This window comes from Roseburia sp. AM51-8 (assembly GCF_003478275.1).
In the GTDB taxonomy this organism is placed as follows: Bacteria; Bacillota; Clostridia; order Lachnospirales; family Lachnospiraceae; genus Pararoseburia; species Pararoseburia lenta.
In genome coordinates this window covers 228,179-245,305 of record NZ_QUEY01000003.1, presented here as the reverse complement: position 1 = coordinate 245,305, position 17,127 = coordinate 228,179, and the positions used below count along the sequence as shown (strand labels likewise).

Annotated in this window: 15 protein-coding genes; 14 read left to right on the top strand and 1 reads right to left on the bottom strand. The window is 45.8% G+C overall.

The features are described 5' to 3' along the window. Positions 1 to 642: 642 nt before the first annotated feature. The 3 genes from DW996_RS07975 to spo0A (DW996_RS07965) all read left to right on the top strand — a co-directional run bounded on the left by DW996_RS07975 (position 643) and on the right by spo0A (DW996_RS07965) (position 3,081). Positions 643 to 1,482: a sensor histidine kinase gene (locus DW996_RS07975; RefSeq protein WP_243098738.1), complete on the top strand. Its 840-nt coding sequence runs from the start codon at positions 643 to 645 to the stop codon at positions 1,480 to 1,482. Continuing rightward, the gene (locus DW996_RS07970) at positions 1,458 to 2,180 is read left to right on the top strand and encodes a LytR/AlgR family response regulator transcription factor (protein ID WP_118535370.1); all 723 of its coding nucleotides are present in this window, start codon (positions 1,458 to 1,460) and stop codon (positions 2,178 to 2,180) included. Before DW996_RS07975 ends, DW996_RS07970 begins: the two co-directional genes overlap by 25 nt. A gap of 121 nt (positions 2,181 to 2,301) precedes the next feature. Further along, positions 2,302 to 3,081, top strand: a complete 780-nt coding sequence (spo0A, locus tag DW996_RS07965) for a sporulation transcription factor Spo0A (RefSeq protein ID WP_118535369.1) — start codon at positions 2,302 to 2,304, stop codon at positions 3,079 to 3,081. Here the strand turns inward: spo0A (DW996_RS07965) and DW996_RS07960 are convergent. Next, the gene (locus DW996_RS07960) at positions 3,057 to 3,809 is read right to left on the bottom strand and encodes a helix-turn-helix domain-containing protein (RefSeq protein WP_118281605.1); all 753 of its coding nucleotides are present in this window, start codon (positions 3,807 to 3,809) and stop codon (positions 3,057 to 3,059) included. The two genes, spo0A (DW996_RS07965) and DW996_RS07960, sit on opposite strands and share 25 nt — an antisense overlap. Positions 3,810 to 4,021: 212 nt before the next feature. Here DW996_RS07960 and DW996_RS07955 point away from each other — a divergent pair, with 212 nt between their 5' ends. From DW996_RS07955 to arcC, 11 genes are all read left to right on the top strand, one after another. Beyond that, the gene (locus DW996_RS07955) at positions 4,022 to 4,921 is read left to right on the top strand and encodes a glycosyltransferase family 2 protein (protein ID WP_118535368.1); all 900 of its coding nucleotides are present in this window, start codon (positions 4,022 to 4,024) and stop codon (positions 4,919 to 4,921) included. Positions 4,922 to 5,029: 108 nt separating this feature from the next. Beyond that, the gene (gene spo0A, locus DW996_RS07950) at positions 5,030 to 5,824 is read left to right on the top strand and encodes a sporulation transcription factor Spo0A (RefSeq protein ID WP_118281607.1); all 795 of its coding nucleotides are present in this window, start codon (positions 5,030 to 5,032) and stop codon (positions 5,822 to 5,824) included. Positions 5,825 to 5,912: 88 nt separating this feature from the next. Next, positions 5,913 to 6,374, top strand: a complete 462-nt coding sequence (locus DW996_RS07945; RefSeq protein WP_118281608.1) for a GtrA family protein — start codon at positions 5,913 to 5,915, stop codon at positions 6,372 to 6,374. Positions 6,375 to 6,385: 11 nt separating this feature from the next. Then, positions 6,386 to 8,203 carry a glycosyltransferase family 39 protein gene (locus DW996_RS07940; protein ID WP_118535367.1) on the top strand — a complete coding sequence of 606 codons (1,818 nt, stop codon included), beginning with the start codon at positions 6,386 to 6,388 and terminating at the stop codon, positions 8,201 to 8,203. Between the two features lie 40 nt (positions 8,204 to 8,243). Next, positions 8,244 to 9,467, top strand: coding sequence for a UTP--glucose-1-phosphate uridylyltransferase (locus DW996_RS07935; RefSeq protein ID WP_118535366.1), 1,224 nt, complete (start codon positions 8,244 to 8,246; stop codon positions 9,465 to 9,467). Continuing rightward, entirely contained in the window at positions 9,464 to 9,664 is a 201-nt protein-coding gene (locus DW996_RS07930) for a DNA-directed RNA polymerase subunit M (RefSeq protein ID WP_118281611.1), read from the top strand. The genes DW996_RS07935 and DW996_RS07930 overlap by 4 nt, the downstream gene beginning before the upstream one ends. An 81-nt stretch (positions 9,665 to 9,745) precedes the next feature. Beyond that, positions 9,746 to 11,155 (top strand): sugar transferase, encoded by a 1,410-nt coding sequence (locus tag DW996_RS07925; protein WP_118535365.1) that lies wholly within the window; start codon positions 9,746 to 9,748, stop codon positions 11,153 to 11,155. Beyond that, a complete protein-coding gene (locus tag DW996_RS07920; protein WP_118535364.1) occupies positions 11,155 to 12,570 on the top strand; it encodes a glycosyltransferase family 2 protein in 1,416 nt (471 codons plus the stop codon). Before DW996_RS07925 ends, DW996_RS07920 begins: the two co-directional genes overlap by 1 nt. A gap of 107 nt (positions 12,571 to 12,677) precedes the next feature. Beyond that, entirely contained in the window at positions 12,678 to 13,877 is a 1,200-nt protein-coding gene (locus DW996_RS07915) for an LCP family protein (protein ID WP_243098718.1), read from the top strand. A gap of 670 nt (positions 13,878 to 14,547) precedes the next feature. Beyond that, complete coding sequence (locus DW996_RS07910; protein ID WP_118535363.1) at positions 14,548 to 16,020, top strand: S1C family serine protease; 1,473 nt, start codon at positions 14,548 to 14,550, stop codon at positions 16,018 to 16,020. 147 nt (positions 16,021 to 16,167) lie between these two features. After that, complete coding sequence (gene arcC / locus DW996_RS07905) at positions 16,168 to 17,100, top strand: carbamate kinase (protein ID WP_118281615.1); 933 nt, start codon at positions 16,168 to 16,170, stop codon at positions 17,098 to 17,100. Positions 17,101 to 17,127 lie beyond the last annotated feature (27 nt).

Genomic DNA, 17,127 nt, shown 5'->3' with positions numbered 1-17,127 from the left:
TGAATAAGACGGGTTATTGTCCTCTTGAAATTTTTGAAAGGAGGACAGTGACTTATGGATTTATTTGAAGTTATCGAAAATTGGATTAAAAGCCTGGGAAGACACTAGGCGAATAAAGGTACCCCTTTTTTCAGTCAGTTGCTATAATATAGTTAAATATGAAAAAAGGGTGGATGATTTATGGGTATATTTTTCTTATTTGTAAGTAATGTAGAATATATAGGACTGCTAGTTGTTTTAATTGCGTTGATTTCAGATGCACAAATTCAAACAATTAGAAGAAATTGGGGTATAGCAGGAACACTTTTATTGCTATTTACACTGATGTCATATGATATTAAAAATGCAAATATACAACTTGCGTTATATATAGTGCTCATTATCATTATGATAAAATTGTTATTGCTTAAAAGGAATAAAAATCTCTTTTTGAGTGTGGTTTTAGCAGCATTGTTGATTAGTATCTCTTCACAATTATTACGCAATATGGTGTCAGTAGGAGTAGCAGGATTAAATCTACAAATTTCATCGCAGAGCGAAAAACTGCTTGCTCGCCTTATTCTGTGGGTATTTGTTATCGTAGTCTATTTATATATAGTGAATAATTATCCAGCAGAACTGAAAAATATACCCTTGAAATATATGATTATTTTTATGGTTGTCTTGATGGCAGATTGTATCAGTATAACCTTCTTTGGGGAGTATATTCTGGATGACATTCGTTTAGAACATGGTTGGATAGCGGAAGTGGCATATATCCTCATGAGTCTCGGTGTCTTCGTCCAACTCGGACTTCTCATCGCTCTCTATTTTTCGCGCAACGCCTACCGTACCCAGCAGGCGCTGGCGACAAAGTATCTGGAAGAACAAGTGGCACATTATCAGTATCTGAGTGAGCGCGAGCAGAATACCAAGCGCTTCCGTCATGACTTCAAGTCGCATATGGCTATGGCGAAACAGTTATATGAGGAAGGCAAGCGGGAAGAGTTTGAAGCCTATTTCCACAAGATGACAGAGCAGATCGCCGCCATTGGCAATCGTGTGACCGTCAACAACGATATAGCGGACGCCATCATCAACCGCTACTATGATGAAGCGGCACTGGCAGGCATTACCATGGAGGTGGAAGGTCACTTCCCGGGAGAATGTTATGTGTCTGCTTACGATCTTTGTACCGTCTTATCCAATCTTTTGAGCAATGCTATAGATGCAGAGAAAGAAGCGGGCGGTAAGACCATATACTGCGGCGTACGTTATGATGAGACACAGATTTTAATTGTAGTGAAGAATGATTATGTCAATCCGATCAAAAGGACTGACAATCGGTTTGTATCAACGAAAGGAGATTTACGACATCAAGGGTTTGGGATTGCCAATATCAATGAGGTGGTCCGTAAGAATAACGGACACATCTTTTATGATACGGCAGATGCCCGGTTCGTCGTTCGGTTAAGTTTATGCAATATGAAGCAGAATTCTTAAAGATTGCGGTAGTGGACGATGAACCACTATGGCAACAGAAGACAGTAGATGTGATCGAGAAGAAATATGGTCTGGATGCACCACATATCGACCGCTATTCCAGCGGCAGGGAACTTTTAGACCGGAACACCTATTACGATATTCTGTTTATGGATATCGAAATGGAGGGGCTGGATGGTTTTGAGACAGCAAAACGTTACCAGAAGCAATATGAATATGCAAAGATAGCCATGCTGACATCCCATACCGAGTTGAGCCGCAGAGGCTATGTGGTCAATGCTTTTCGATACATTGACAAAGCCTGCATGGAGGCGGAGATCACGGAGGCGCTGAGTGCAGTGCGCAAAGCCAAAGAAAAGGAGCGGTGTATTGAGGTTAATATCGTAGGACTCGGAACCATGCCGATTCTGATAAAGGACATTATCTATGTCAATATGAACCGCAGAAATATCCTGATCCACACGCGAAAAGGGGACTTCATCAGTTCTTGTACCATGCACGAGATGGAGGATCTGGTAAAGGGCTGCGGCTTTTACCGGAGTCACCGTTCCTATCTGATCAATTTAGATGAGACCATCAATTACGAGGGTATGAATATCATCATGAGTGATGGAACCAAGGCATATCTGAGCAAGGATAAACAATCCGAATTTAAAGAAAAACTGTTGGCACGCAAATTTGAAATGGCAAACGGATAAGATGTGATTGCAGAGATTGACGCAGAAAACGACAGGTTTCGCGCATGCAGACTGGAGGGAAACGAGAAAAAATGATAAGGTTTCCGTGGGTTATGAAGTTGATATAAGGAGACTGGGCGTTATGGACAAAATTACGATTGCTATCGCGGATGACCAAGAGATCACAGTGGAGATGCTATCCAATATCGTGGCATCGCAGGATGATTTCGTTTTGGCAGGAACTGCCGGAAATGGAGAGGAAGCATTGGTCTTGGTGCGCCGGTGCAAACCGCAGATCTTATTGCTAGATATGATCATGCCGCTGGTGGACGGAAAAGAAGTAATGCGGCAATTGCAATCGGATGAAACTATATCACCAGACACCAAAGTGATCGTCGTTACCGCGGCAGACAGGCGGGCATTAGCAGAAGAAATGTTTGCGCTGGGGGCTCTTTATTATATTATCAAGCCTTTTGATTCGGAGACGATCATTCAAAGCATTCGTGCGGCATTGGGTCGGGAATTGATCTTGGAGAGTTCGGAAAATGCAGGCACGAAAGAAAACACACCGGGCAAGCCCTTGGAGCATCGCATTACGGAATTGATGCTCCTCTTGGGGGTGCCGGCGCATTTGCGTGGATACCAATATTTACGAGAGGCCATCTTTATGGTGGCGACCAGACCGGATACCAGGCATCAGATGGCAAAGATCGTCTATGGACAGATAGCAAAAAAGCATGACGTGTCGAACTACACAGTAGAACGGGCGATACGTCATGCTATTGAGATAGCCTGGAGCAGGGGGGATATGGATACCATGGATCGGATCTTCGGCTATACCGTACAGGCATCCAAAGGAAGACCGACCAATACGGAGTACATTGCTGCCGTTGCGGATTATCTGATCTTGGCAACCACATAACCGAATTTGACCCACTGGTACATATCATTGTAATCATAACTGTCGACTGTGATCGTCTCACCATACGCGGTGATCGGTTCCAGACGGCAGGGTTCTGTTTGACGAAATCGCCGGATATACAAACGGCGATTTTTCTTGTTGAGAAAAAGTCCGGTGTCACCATCTCTTGGAGGACGCTGGCAGACCAACAAAATATCGCCTGCATGATATGCAGGATGCAAATGGTTGGTCGTGACGCGCACACCACAGGTAATCTCATCCCCATAAAAGGCGCGGTAAGGTGCTACATTAAAATATTCCACATTGGAGGTATCGTAATACATGCCATCTTCCATATTGCCAAGGATGGTGTAAAGAGGCAGGAGTTCCTCCGGCGTGTCCTTTGCTTGGGCGATGGCCTCTGGTGACTGGGCAGCGATCGCGCGTTCCATTGCAATAGAGGTACGAATCGCCTGCTGACGCTCTTTGGACAGTTGACGGTAATCCATGAGAAGACTCATCTCGGGTACAATGTCGCCACAGAGTTCAAAGAAAAATTTCCCTGTCGTCTGATAGACCAGATAGGCAACATAAATAGGGATTTTGGCAGATTTGCCGGATATCATATACTTATAAGAAGAAAGGGACATCTGTAACTTTTCCGCCATCTGTGCTTGTGTCCATCCGAGTTCTTCTCTTGCTTTTTCCAGATTTTCGATAAAATTTTGTGTAATTTCAATATTTGTCATCGACTTTTATCTCCCCGAAGTCTAAAATTTCTACTTACGTTACCATTATAATTGAGTAAAGTACAAAAATCTAGGTGAGATTTTCGACTTTTGGGTCTGATATAATACACAGATGTGAAAAAGTCCATAGGGAAGATGGAATCATGGAATGTTACTTGAGTCAGTATGGATAGGGTGTTAAAATGGTAGCACGAAAAGACGAGGTGGCATAAATGATAAAAAATAATGCAAAAACGATTGCAATCTTAATGGCAACCTACAATGGTGAAAAATATGTAGAAGAGATGTTACGGTCGCTGGAAAAACAGACAGAAGATGATTTTATCTGTTATATCCATGACGACGGTTCGACAGATCAGACGATGCATATTCTCAAAAAGTGGGTGGAAGATCATCCGTATCACTTTATGATCCTTGAGGGTCAAGCACAGGGATCTGCAAAGGATAATTTTTTTTGGATGCTTGCGCAGGTGGAATCCGACTACTATATGTTCGCTGATCAGGATGATGTATGGATGCCGGACAAGGTCGAGAAAAGTTTCAAAAAGATGAAACAGACAGAGATGCTTTGTCAGGACAAATACCAGGCATTCTGTGTTTTCACGGATATGCAGGTGGTCGATGAGAATTTGCATGAGATTGCCCCGTCTTTCATCCGCTATATCGGACGGGATCCTTACCGTACGTCTATGGCAGAGATCATCATGGATAACCCGGCGGCAGGATGTACCATGCTGTTTAACCGCCCGCTGCGTGATGCGGCGTTAGAGTTGCAGGACCCGACCAAGATTGAGATGCATGATGTATGGATCTTGGCTTTGGCGGCGGCATATGGCACAGAACATGTCGGAGTAGTGGATGAGGCCTGTGCATATTACAGGCAGCATGCCAACAATGAGATGGGAGCCAGGACGGAGAGCAAGGCAGATAAGATCAAGCGCAATCTGATAGATTTATGCAGCGGTCGTTTTATGCAGCAGAAGCGTGCTTTTTGCAAAAGGGAAGGGATCTGGCAGGGCAGATGTATTTGGTTGATGTCCTTCCGGAAAAACAAAAGAAAATATTGGAAGAATTTTCCGAGATCGGAAAATTGTCCAAATGGCAGCGTATAAAATTCTACAAAAAATATGGTTTTACGAGAAATCAGGGAACCGGATGGATGTATCTGTGGATATAGGTCTGCTTTTTCGTAAACGGTGGGAAAAAGGAGAACATGAAAAATGAAGAAGATCAGGGTTGGTATAGCAGACGATAACGAACTTTCGCGGCAGATGCTTCGTGCGATCGCAGAAATGGACACAGATCTGGAGATCGTTGGCGAAGCGATGAGCGGTGTGGAAGCCCTGGCTTTGGTAAAGAGCCAGAAGCCGGATGTCATGTTATTGGATGTTGTCATGCCCTTAGGGGATGGTTTAGAGGTTTTGAGTCAGGTAAAAGAGGAGGAAGATATTCCGACCAAGTTCATTATGGTCAGCGCACTTGGGGACGAGCGTGTGGCGGCTGATGCTTTTGCCAAAGGGGCAGAATATTATATTGTCAAACCTTTCCACGCGGATCTGATTCTGCGCGAGATCAAGCGGAGTGTCGAAGACCGGATGCAGGGGCAAAAACAGAATGTCTTAACGCGTGTCTACAGTAATCCGCAGACGGATGAGGCGGCATGTATCCGCAGGGAGATCACCAGACTCCTGCTGGCAGTCGGTGTTCCGGCACAGTTGAATGGTTATCAGTATCTGCGCGAAGCCATTTTTATGACTTTGCAGAGTGTTGAGTATATATCATCTGTCACAAAGCGCTTGTATCCGAGTCTGGCAGACCAGTTCGGTGTGACGGCTGCTAGCGTCGAGCGTGCGATCCGTCATGCGATCGAGACATCCTGGGCGCGCGGAAGTGTGGAGATGATCGATTACATTTTCGGTTATACGGTGGATGACTGCAAGGGGAAACCAACCAATTCGGAGTTTATTGCCATGCTGGCGGATCACATCCGCATGGGCTATTGCAAGTCGGCATAAGAGGTCAGGCAAGGTTTTTGACACTCTCTTACAAAAGTGGTAAAATGCATTCATTCTGTAGATAAATACTCCCTGTAGGAGGGAATGGATGAGAAAAGAAGATATATTTGATCGGGTTGTATCCGTATCATGGCTTGGCTGGTTTCGTCCGATTTATTACAAATATCGGGAGATGTGGCTTTATGCCTTATTTGGATTAGGTACAGTACTCATCAATTTATTTGTATATTCCTTATTTACTGAGACGATAGATCTTGGTGTATTAGTGGCAAATGCGATCGCTTGGATCTTTGCCACTTTGTTTGCGTTTTATACGAACCGCCGCTGGGTATTTATTTTTCACCCCAAGGGCGTGTATGCCTTTTTTGTGCAGTTGGGCGGATTTTGCTTAGGACGTCTGCTGACACTTGGCATCGAGGAGATGATGCTATATTTCTGCATCGAGGTTTATCATTTGCCAAACATGTTGATCAAGATGTTGGCGCAGATCATTGTGATCGCACTCAATTATGTGTTCAGCAAGTTGATCGTATTCCGTGGGAAAAAGTAGGAGAGTCAGATATGACATTGATACACAAAAAGGAGAACCGCTTTGTATGGGCGGTCTTTTGGATCAGCGTGATCGTTCGAACGGTGCTGGGATGTTACTATCCCCGTACCGTTAATTGTTATCCGGACGAGGCTTTATATTTGTCGGCAGCAGCCAGTCTGTGGAACCAGCACAAGGTTTTGGCATTCAATCTGCCGACAGACTTTGGAAAGATCGGTTATTCGCTTCTGATCGCACCGGCATTTGCCTTTTCAAATCTCAGGGTGCGGACTCTGGTCATAGGCTTTATCAGTGCGCTGGTCATGTCCTTGGGACTTTTTCCGGTTAATGCTCTGGCAAAGAAACTTCTGAAAGAGGAAAGATTTCGCAGATGGAGTCTGCTTTTTTATGCCCTGTCTGCGACCATGACCTATTCTATGACCTATGCCAGTGAAGTCCTCTTTATACCGGTCATGGTACTTTTGATCTATTTGATCTATCAGTTGCTGACAGATGCCTGGCATGGGAAAAAGAAGATACTCATGCTGGTTGTGACGGTGCTGGTCTGGCTGCTGGCATATCTGGTCAAGGAACTGGTACTTGTGATACCGGTGGCATTGGTCTTATATTTTGTGACAGACCGCCTGCTGGGCTGGAGACAACGGAAAGGGATGGAAAAGGACGACGTGGCACCGGGCAAAAAGCAGACCTGGAAATTTCTTCTGGCACTGCTTTTGATGGCGGTCGCCTGTATCGGGATCTACCTGTTTTCCAATGCGGGAACACAGTATTATCAACTGGGATTTGATTTGACGCTTTTACAGGAACGATTCTGGTATCTTTTATACGGAACCCTCTTTTTTATCGTGAGCACACTGATCGCCTTTTTGTTCTTGCCGGTACTTTATCCGGTCATCTTTGGCAGAACGATGGAGAAAAATGCCAGAAAGTTATGTCTCTTTCTGGTCTATGTGATCGTGGTTACAGCGGCAGTTGTGTCCTATACGATCTATATCTATGAGGATTATCCAAGCCTGACCCCACGTGCGCATATCCGCTATGTGGAGTATCTTTTTGTGCCGTTTTTGATCCTTCTTTTTCATCTGCTGGAACAAAAAAGACCGGTCTTTGCTTTTCGCCATGTTTTGGCGTTAGCGGCAGCCCTTGGCCTATGTCTGGTCTCCTTTGTCGGCTTTAACGGACAGACGATCGACCATACCATGCTCTTTTTCGTTCAGGTATTTTCGCAGGACGGACATACTTTTTTGCCATACAAGGCAAGGCTTTGCGTGCTGCTTTTGATAGTAATAGTGGCAATTTTTACCTATCTGTTTTATAATAAGAGCAAGTTTTTTATCACATTATTATTGTCGGGAATTTTGATCGTATCACTTGGCAATAATATATTATCCACATATGTCCAGTATAAAACACATACGCATACGCAGGCGGAAACGACCGAGGCGGAGCAGGTATGTGATTTTGTGCGGGAACATGCGGATGTCGGTATTGGGGTCATAGAGCCGGTTACCCATGAAGAATTGCTCGACACATTTCTGATCGATTGTGATAATGTGCGCAATATCGGTATTGCCGGGGGCTGGTATTTTGCCCTGACGCAGGGGAATATCCAAAAGTATGGTTTGTGGAGTGAGGGCGAAGTAGCCAAGTATGCCGGCTACGAGGCACCGCAGACGCTGGATTATATTTTGGTGTCAAATAATGCCTATACCATAGAGGAAACCGATGCTATGACGCAGGTGGCGGAGTATCCGAATCTGGGCTATACGCTCTACAAGTTAAAGGATCCTACGCATTTGCCGGTCATGTATGGTGGGACGGTAGAATAGATACGATCTATACCAGATATGAGATAGGAGAGGTATCGTAATGACAAGAAATGAAGCAGAAGAGATTTTAAAAGAACACGGACAAGAACATGTCCTCAGACATTTTGATGACTTATCCGCGGAGGCACAGGAGGGACTTCTGACCCAGATCTCCGAGGTGAATTGGGACGATCTGGCACTGGCAGGTGTGCAGGAAAAGGTTCCGGTAGGAGAGATTTCTCCGCTCAGTGCCGTGGATATTGATGAGATCAATGCGCGCCGTGCAGAGTTCGAGGAAGCAGGTTATGAGGCAATCCGGGCAGGCAAGGTTGCAGCGCTTTTACTGGCAGGCGGTATGGGAACGCGTCTGGGGCTGGACAAGCCAAAGGGCGAGTTAAATGTGGGCATCAACCGTACTTTGTACTTATTTGAAAGCCTCATCCACAATCTGATGGATGTGACAAGTGTTGCCGGTAAGAGTATTCCGCTTTACATCATGACCAGTGAGAAGAACAATGACGAGACGATCCGCTTTTTCGAGGAACACGACTATTTCGGTTATCCGAAAGAGGATGTCGCCTTCTTCGTACAGGAGATGGCAGCGGCTGTCGACTATGATGGCAAGTTGTTATTAGAGGAGCCGGGACGTCTGGCAACATCACCAAACGGTAATGGCGGCTGGTTCTCATCTTTGAAAAAGGCTGGATTGCTGGAAGATGTACATAAGCGTGGGGTAGCATGGATCAACATTTTCGCGGTAGATAATGTCTTGCAGCGCATCTGTGATCCTGCTTTTGTCGGAGCAACCATTCTCAGTGGCAAGGTCAGCGGCAGCAAGGTGGTCCGCAAGGTAGACGCTTATGAGAAGATGGGAGTTCTCTGTCTGGAGGATGGAAAGCCATCTGTTGTGGAATACTATGAAATGAGCAAGGAAATGGCAGAGAGCATCGATGAAAAGGGAGATTTGCTCTATGCTTTTGGAGTGATCTTAAATTACATTTTCCGTGTAGATAAGTTGGAAGAGATCGTGGGACGCCATCTTCCGGTACATGTGGTGGAGAAAAAGATCCCATATATTGACGAGGCGGGGAATCTGATCAAACCGGAGTCACCAAATGGCTACAAGTTTGAAACACTGGTTGTAGATATGATCCGTATGATGGATGATAATCTGCCTTATGAGGTCGTCAGAGAAAAGGAATTCGCACCGATCAAGAATTTACATGGTGTGGACTCTTTGGATTCGGCAAGAGAATTATTGGAGAGGAATGGAGTAGAGTTATGATGAAAGTTTTCATCTGTCCGGAATGTGGATGGATTCGCACAGTATCACGCAGAAAAGAAGTTGAATGTCACAAATGCAGTGGCGTGCAGATGCTGCCATCCCGTCTGACCTTTGTAGAATACTCACAGATGAGCGACGAACAGCGCGAAGATTACGCGCAGTCTTGGTTGTTTATCCACGGCAAGGCAAAGGCATAAGAGATTTTTACACGACAGAGAAAACACGCAGGGAGCATGAAAGCATCCTTGTAGGGAGTTATGGGCGTACAGGAGGCATGAATGTACCGAGACGAAAAACGTAGTTGGATGAAGCATCTGGATTTTACGATCTTAGATATGCTCATGATGGAGTTGGCGCTCATTTTGGCGTATGGCTGGCGCTTTGAGCATGCATGGCTTTTTAATCACGAATTATATGTGCGTATTGCGGTGATCGCGCTTTTGATTGATGTGTGTGTGGTCTTTTTTTCAGAGGCATACACGGGTATCCTGCGGCGAAACAAGTATCAGGAATTACGCTCGACTGTGACGCATTGCGCCGTGGTCTGGGGCGGTGTTCTGGTATATATGTATGCGACAAAGACCTCTGTGGAGTATTCCAGACAGATGCTCTTTGTCTTTTTGGGTCTTTTTATCATCCTGTCCTATTTTAGCAGGGTGGTCTTAAAAAGAGTCATCCGCAAGCGCAAGTTGGAAGATCAGAATAAGGCATGGATGCTGGTTGTGGCAGATATGCATACGGTAGAACAGTGCTTAAATGAGATCGCACACGACAAGTACACGGATTTTAAGGTGTCAGGTGTCGTTGTTATTGATAAAGATATGCGGGGGCAGACGATACAGGGGATCCCGGTCGTTGCCAGTGCGGATACTTTTATGGAGTATCTGCGGACCAATGTGGTGGACGAGGTCTTTATCAACAGCAATACCAGATCTTCGTCTGAGGCACTTGCGGCAGAGATGGTGGAACTTGGCATCACGGCACACATCAGCCTGATCAATACCAAGCAGATGGTTCCAAACCGTCGTATTGAAAATTATGGAAGCTTCATTGTCCTGACATCCAGCATGCACATTGCCAATGCCAGACAATTATTTGTAAAACGCCTGATGGATATTGCAGGCGGTATTGTGGGTCTGGCACTGACGGCGATCGCTTTTGTTATCTTTGCACCTATTATCAAGATCCAGTCACCGGGACCGGTCTTTTTCAAACAGGTGAGGATCGGCAAGAATGGCAGACGCTTCAATTTCTACAAGTTCCGTTCCATGTATGTAGATGCAGAGGAGCGCAAGGCAGAATTGATGAAAGATAACGAGATGAGCGGCAATATGTTCAAGATGGAAAATGATCCGCGTATCATACCGATCGGTCATTTTATGCGAAAGTATTCCATCGATGAACTGCCGCAGTTCTGGAATGTCCTAAAAGGCGATATGAGTCTGGTGGGTACGCGTCCGCCGACAGAGGATGAATTTTTAAACTATGAATATCATCACAAGGCAAGACTGGGGATCAAACCGGGGCTGACCGGTATGTGGCAGGTCAGCGGACGAAGCGACATTACGGATTTTGAAGATGTGGTCGCATTGGACACCCAGTATATTTCCAACTGGTCCTTGGGACTGGATATCATGTTGTTATTTAAGACCATTGGTGTTGTACTTACGGGAAAGGGATCAAAATAATGGAGATGCCGGGAATTTCAGTCATTGTTTGGCTGCATGAAACGAAAGAAGCATATTTTCGTGATCTGTTGGAATCACTGGTTTCCCAGACCTATGACAGATGGGAACTTTATGTGTTGGATCAGAATCCGGCCTATGGTTTTTCTTCCATGGTAGCCGAATTTTTCCCAGAAGATGACCGGGCACATTACAGACAATTAAAGAATTCTAAGGGGAGAGCCTATGCGTATAACATAGGCTCTCATTATGTGATGGCAGACTTTGGCAAAAAAGGACGTGACCTGGAAGGTAACTACATTTTCTTTGTAGGACAGCACGATAGACTACAGCCGGATGCTCTTTTGCAGATCGCCGGCGCATACAACCGCTTTATGCAAAAGCAGGAGAAAGCACCGGAGCTGATCTATATGGATCACGATATGCTGGTAGGACAGGATCGCATGGAACCGCATTTTAAACCGGAACTGAACATGGAACTTTTGCGGCATTGCAATTATATTGGGCAGCATTTCCTGGTTTCCTGTTCGGCGGCATATGCCTTGGGCGAGTTTCGCCAGCAATTGTCTTATGCCTGTGTCTACGAATATCTGCTCCGGCTGGTGGAAATGGGGGGAGCAAGTCTTCGGATTCCTATGCTTTTATATCATGAGAGAATGCGGGAAAAACTACTGCGGAAAGAGGAAAAAGTCTGGCAGAAACGTTTTGCGGCAGAACACATCCTTGCGGTAGAAGCATCTTTGCGACGGCAGGGTATCCTGCTGGACGGTTCGATCACGCCGGCAGCCGGTGGAGCATGGTGGCAGATTCCTTACGATGGCAAGGGTGTGGCGACACAGCAGCGGGACTATATGTTTTTGCATGAGCCATCGGTGCGTGCCCTGACACGGTCGAATTTGCAGAAAATGTACGGGCATTTGTGCCGGAAGGATGTTGCTGTTGTGGGAGTACGCTTTTTAAAAGGCGGATTTGCCATGGAAAACTGTGGCTTTTTATTTGATGCGCAGGGAGATATCTACCCTGCATTTTACGATACGAAGATCTATCAGACGACATACGATAATCTGGCAGGCATTCCGCGGGAGGTCAGTATGGTCGATTTCCGCTATTGCATGATCGATGCCAAGGTTTATCGAAAACTGGGAGGACTGGATCCAAAACTTTCCGGCAGAGACCAGATGCTGGATTTCTGCCTGCGTGCAAAAAAAGCAGGCTATCGTACGATCGTAGATCCGGGGATCATTGTCAAAAGTCCCGGCAAACAGGATGAGAGCAGTCGGGTTTCGCATGAAGCAATGCTGGAAAAATGGGCAGATCTGCTGGCAGAGGGAGATCCTTACTATAATCCAAATCTGCCGATGGGATTACTCAATTATCGCCTGGATGCGATCGGATCCGAAGAGGAGAGACTGGCATAGCATCTGTGAATAATGAGTGGTATTTCTTGACGACAAACTTGTTATGGTATAAAATTCTAGTTTGATATGTGCAATTTTGTAAAGAGGATTCCACAAGGGAGAATAAAATGGCAAAAAAAGAGATATACAATATAGAAATGCCGCAGGAGACATCCGACAGAAGGCGCAGTAGTGGCAGCCGTGGTGGCTCACGCCGCGACCATGAGGAAGAGGTGCGTGGCAAAGGCAAGAAGGGTAAAAAAATGACCCGCAGCCAGAAACGGAGAAAGAGAAGAAAGACAATCCTCATCATTGAGGTAATTGTTTTACTTTTGCTCTTGGCAGGTCTTTTCCTTTGGTTAAAGGTCGGTCTGATCAACTGGGATGATCTGAAGAACTTAAAGACAAATAATCTGGATGAAGAAACACAGGATCTTTTGGATGACTATACGACGATTGCCCTGTTTGGTGTGGACAACCGTGCGAACGGTAATTATGATTCCGGTAACAGTGACAGCATCATGATCTGCAGCATTAACAACAACACCAAGGAAGTAAAACTGGTATCTGTTTACCGTGATACCTGTCTGGATGTGGATGGTGATGAGACATTCCGTAAATGTAATTATGCATACAATCATGGCGGACCGCAGGAAGCCATTGAGATGCTCAACCGCAACCTGGATCTGAACATTCAAAAATATGTATCCGTTGACTTCTATGCACTGGCTGAGGCGGTAGATGCCTTGGGCGGCATTGAATTGGACATTACGGATGAAGAAGCATCTTATATGAATGGTGTCGGCGGCTACATCGCAATGACCGCTGAGATCACCGGACGAAAGGGCGGCAATGTATCCGTTGGTCATCAGACGGTCAATGGTGTGCAGGCAGTTGCCTATTGCCGTATCCGTTATACCGCAGGCGGTGACTTCGGTCGTGCGGAGAGGCAGAGAACCGTCTTAGAGCAGATGGTGGCAAAATTAGATGGCGCAAGCCTGAGTGAACTGAACAATCTGGTAGATGCCGTATTTGATGATATCGGCACCAACTTTACCATGACGCAGATCATTTCCATGGCAACATCCATGAAAGATTATCAGTTGGCAGGAACCGCAGGATTCCCATTTGCTAAGCGAACAGGTAACTTTGGTTCGCAGGGAAGTCTGGTCGTACCGTGTACACTGGAATCCAATGTAAAATATCTGCATGCATATCTGTTTGGAAATGAGGATGCACAGTTGTCTGATGAACTGGTCAAGATCAGTGATGATATCGTAAACTTCACCGGTTACACGCAGGATGATGCGTTGGATTACGGCTTCTAAATCTATAGAAAAAAATCCGAGGGAATTGCCCTCGGATTTTTGCGTTCCTAAAGAATGCGGATTGGATGGGCGCGTGTACAGTTGGGGCTGAACCAAGGGGGAGGCAGGGGAGGATGTATTTGAGTAAAAATTCGTCGTATCTCTGAAAGAGACTGTTTGTTTGAAAATGAACTGTCTCTTGCACAACTTCGACAGGCGCTGGGATGTGTCCGCCAGTGACAGATATTCAGGGGGCGCCGCGCATAAGAGATGCTAAGGACTTGCGATCCAACCTATAGAAAATTGTGGTAACCGGAGCAAACGAACGTCCTGTTCGGTTGCTCCTTTCGGGTACGTCCATGTACCCTCATTACCTAGTGATATCAAGTCCTAAGCATCTCTAATACGCTTTGCATTCATATCTGCCACTGGCGAACACTATCCCGAAGCCTGTCTAACTTTGCAAAGACAGTTCTAAAAGATAAAAACAAATAGTCTCTTTCTAGAGATACAGAATTTTATGACACATCCTCCCCTGCCTCCCCCTTGGTTCAGCCCCAGCTGTACACGCGCCCATCCAATCCGCCGCTTCACAAGACTTCAAAAAATGTCCTATCTTTCATCACAAAGTTATCACATTTAACCCCTACACTAAGTGACATAAGCAAGGAACCGAAAGGAGACGATACAAATGAGCGAGTTCGATCAGAATACACAAGGCGAGAACACGCAGAATAATAATGGAGAACAGGCGAGTTCCGTTTATTCTTATAGCTACTCTGACATCAATCAGGGAGAAAATGCTACAGCAGATCAGCAGAACCGGCAGACCTATACGAGCGGTGCAGGGACCGGCTATCAGCAGAATGCTTATCAAGACCAGAATACCTACAATTACAATCCCTATGGCGGACAGAATGCAGGTGGTCATGAGAAGCATCATAGAAATGGCAATGGCAAGATCAAACAATTCTTTTCCAAGGGCAACTTTGGCAATAAGTTGCTGAAGGTCGTTGCAATAGCCCTTGTCTTTGGTTTGGTAGCAGGCGGCACCTTTAGCGGTGTGACCTACGCAGTCAGCAAGAAGACTGGTGTAGATCTGACAGCGGCAACAGCAAAGACACTGACGACCAATGACAGTGTGGACAGTACCGCAGTTTCTACGGCAACGACGGTATCCGATGTTTCCGACATTGTAGAAAATGTTATGCCGGCGATTGTGGCAGTTACCAATATTTCCTATACGGAATATCGCAGCATGTTTGGGCAGACCAAGACCTACGAGAGTGAATCCGCAGGATCCGGTATCATTGTCAGTCAGGATAATGATTATCTTTACATTGCAACCAACAATCATGTAGTATCCGGTGCAGAATCACTGACGATCACCTTCAACGATGGCAGTGCAGCCCCGGCAACCATAAAGGGAACAGATTCTTCTCTAGACCTTGCAGTCGTAGCAGTTGCGCTTTCTGATGTGGAAGACAGCACTATGGATGCGATCAAGGTGGCAACACTTGGCAATTCCGATCAGGTACAGGTTGGTGAATCCTCTGTTGTTATCGGTAATGCACTTGGCTATGGACAGTCTGTTACTACCGGTGTTATCAGTGCACTCAGCCGTGAAGTTCAGTTAGAGGATGAGTCCGGCAACACGGTCACCAGTACCCTGATGCAGACCGACGCAGCCGTAAACCCTGGTAACAGTGGTGGAGCACTTCTGAATATGAAAGGCGAGGTCATCGGCATTGTTTCTGCAAAATATTCAGATACCAAGGTTGAGGGCATGGGCTATGCCATTCCAATCTCTACTGCAAAGGATATCATCGAGACCATCATCAACCAGGAAGTAGTTTCCGATGATGAAGCATCTTACTTTGGCATTTCAGGTGTGGACGTTGCCAGCGATGTATCAAAGCAGTATGATATGCCGACCGGTGTGTATGTCACAAAGGTAGCGGCCAACAGCGCAGCAAGCAAGGCTGGCATCCAGAAAGGCGACATCATCGTATCTTTCAATGGCAGAGAAGTAAGTTCTATGGATGAGATATCCAATGTGATGCAGTATTTGAAGGCAGGTACCAAGGTGGACGTTGTTGTGGCACAGGCATCCAACAACTATGAAGAAAAGACCATGGAAGTCACGCTTACCAAGAAAAAATAAGGCAGGAAGAATATGGGAGGGGCGAAAATTTCTGATAAAGAGATTTTCGCTCTTTTTTTGCTTGTTGCAGGCAGGCTATTATGATAATATTTAACTTGGTAAAGAAGTGTTATTTTCTTTACGAACAGTAGGATGGAGGTCTAGCAGATGGAGAAGAAAAGAATCGTAATTGCATTAGGTCATGATGCTTTAGGGACAACACTTCCGGAGCAGCAGAAGGCATTGGTCAAGACTGCAAAGGCAGTGGCTGAATTTATCAAACAGGATTATCAGGTGGTTATCACCCATAGCAATGGCCCACAGGTCAGTATGATACATACGGCTATGTCTGAGTTTTGCAGATTATACCCGGAATACACCGCGACACCGATGTCGGTATGTTCTGCGATGAGTCAGGGATATATCGGATATGACTTACAGAATGCGATTCGTAGTGAACTTCTGACCCATGGAATATACAAGACGGTTTCTACCGTTCTGACGCAGGTCATGGTAGATCCTTATGATGAAGCTTTTTACAAACCGAGCAAGGTGATCGGGCGTGTGATGAGCGAGGCAGAGGCTGCGGAAGAAGAAAAGAAAGGCAACCATGTTGTTGCTGTTGAAGACGGCTATCGACGTATCGTGGCAACACCAAAGCCAATGGATATCGTGGAGATCGATGCGATCAAGGCACTTTGCGATGCAGGACAGGTCGTGATCGCCTGCGGTGGTGGCGGTATCCCGGTATTGCAGCAAGATAACCACTTAAAGGGCGCAAGCGCAGTCATTGAAAAAGATACAATCGCCGGACAACTGGCAGATCAGTTGGATGCTGATATGCTTGTTATCTTGACCGGTGTAGATAAGGTGTGTCTGGGCTTTGGCACAGATCATGAGAAACCTCTGGACTATATGAGCATTCAGGATGCGAAAAACTACATGGCAGCCGGTGAGTTTGAGGAAGGCACAATGCTTCCAAAGATCCAGGCGGCAGTAGATTACATTGGAGATTCTGCGATCCGCAAGGTGCTGATCACAAAACTCTCCGCAGAAGATGCTGCGATTGGTGGCGAGAATGGCACCATGATCGGCAAATAAGAATTGAGAATAGGGATAGGAAAAGGA

Coding starts and splice junctions, on each gene's coding strand:
- DW996_RS07930 (WP_118281611.1), top strand. CDS start 9,464: ATGATGAAAGTTTTCATCTGTCCGGAATGTGGATGGATTCGCACAGTA.
- DW996_RS07955 (WP_118535368.1), top strand. CDS start 4,022: ATGATAAAAAATAATGCAAAAACGATTGCAATCTTAATGGCAACCTAC.
- DW996_RS07960 (WP_118281605.1), bottom strand. CDS start 3,809: ATGACAAATATTGAAATTACACAAAATTTTATCGAAAATCTGGAAAAA.
- DW996_RS07915 (WP_243098718.1), top strand. CDS start 12,678: ATGGCAAAAAAAGAGATATACAATATAGAAATGCCGCAGGAGACATCC.
- DW996_RS07920 (WP_118535364.1), top strand. CDS start 11,155: ATGGAGATGCCGGGAATTTCAGTCATTGTTTGGCTGCATGAAACGAAA.
- arcC (WP_118281615.1), top strand. CDS start 16,168: ATGGAGAAGAAAAGAATCGTAATTGCATTAGGTCATGATGCTTTAGGG.
- DW996_RS07970 (WP_118535370.1), top strand. CDS start 1,458: ATGCAATATGAAGCAGAATTCTTAAAGATTGCGGTAGTGGACGATGAA.
- DW996_RS07940 (WP_118535367.1), top strand. CDS start 6,386: ATGACATTGATACACAAAAAGGAGAACCGCTTTGTATGGGCGGTCTTT.
- spo0A (WP_118535369.1), top strand. CDS start 2,302: ATGGACAAAATTACGATTGCTATCGCGGATGACCAAGAGATCACAGTG.
- spo0A (WP_118281607.1), top strand. CDS start 5,030: ATGAAGAAGATCAGGGTTGGTATAGCAGACGATAACGAACTTTCGCGG.
- DW996_RS07975 (WP_243098738.1), top strand. CDS start 643: ATGATTATTTTTATGGTTGTCTTGATGGCAGATTGTATCAGTATAACC.
- DW996_RS07945 (WP_118281608.1), top strand. CDS start 5,913: ATGAGAAAAGAAGATATATTTGATCGGGTTGTATCCGTATCATGGCTT.
- DW996_RS07935 (WP_118535366.1), top strand. CDS start 8,244: ATGACAAGAAATGAAGCAGAAGAGATTTTAAAAGAACACGGACAAGAA.
- DW996_RS07910 (WP_118535363.1), top strand. CDS start 14,548: ATGAGCGAGTTCGATCAGAATACACAAGGCGAGAACACGCAGAATAAT.
- DW996_RS07925 (WP_118535365.1), top strand. CDS start 9,746: ATGTACCGAGACGAAAAACGTAGTTGGATGAAGCATCTGGATTTTACG.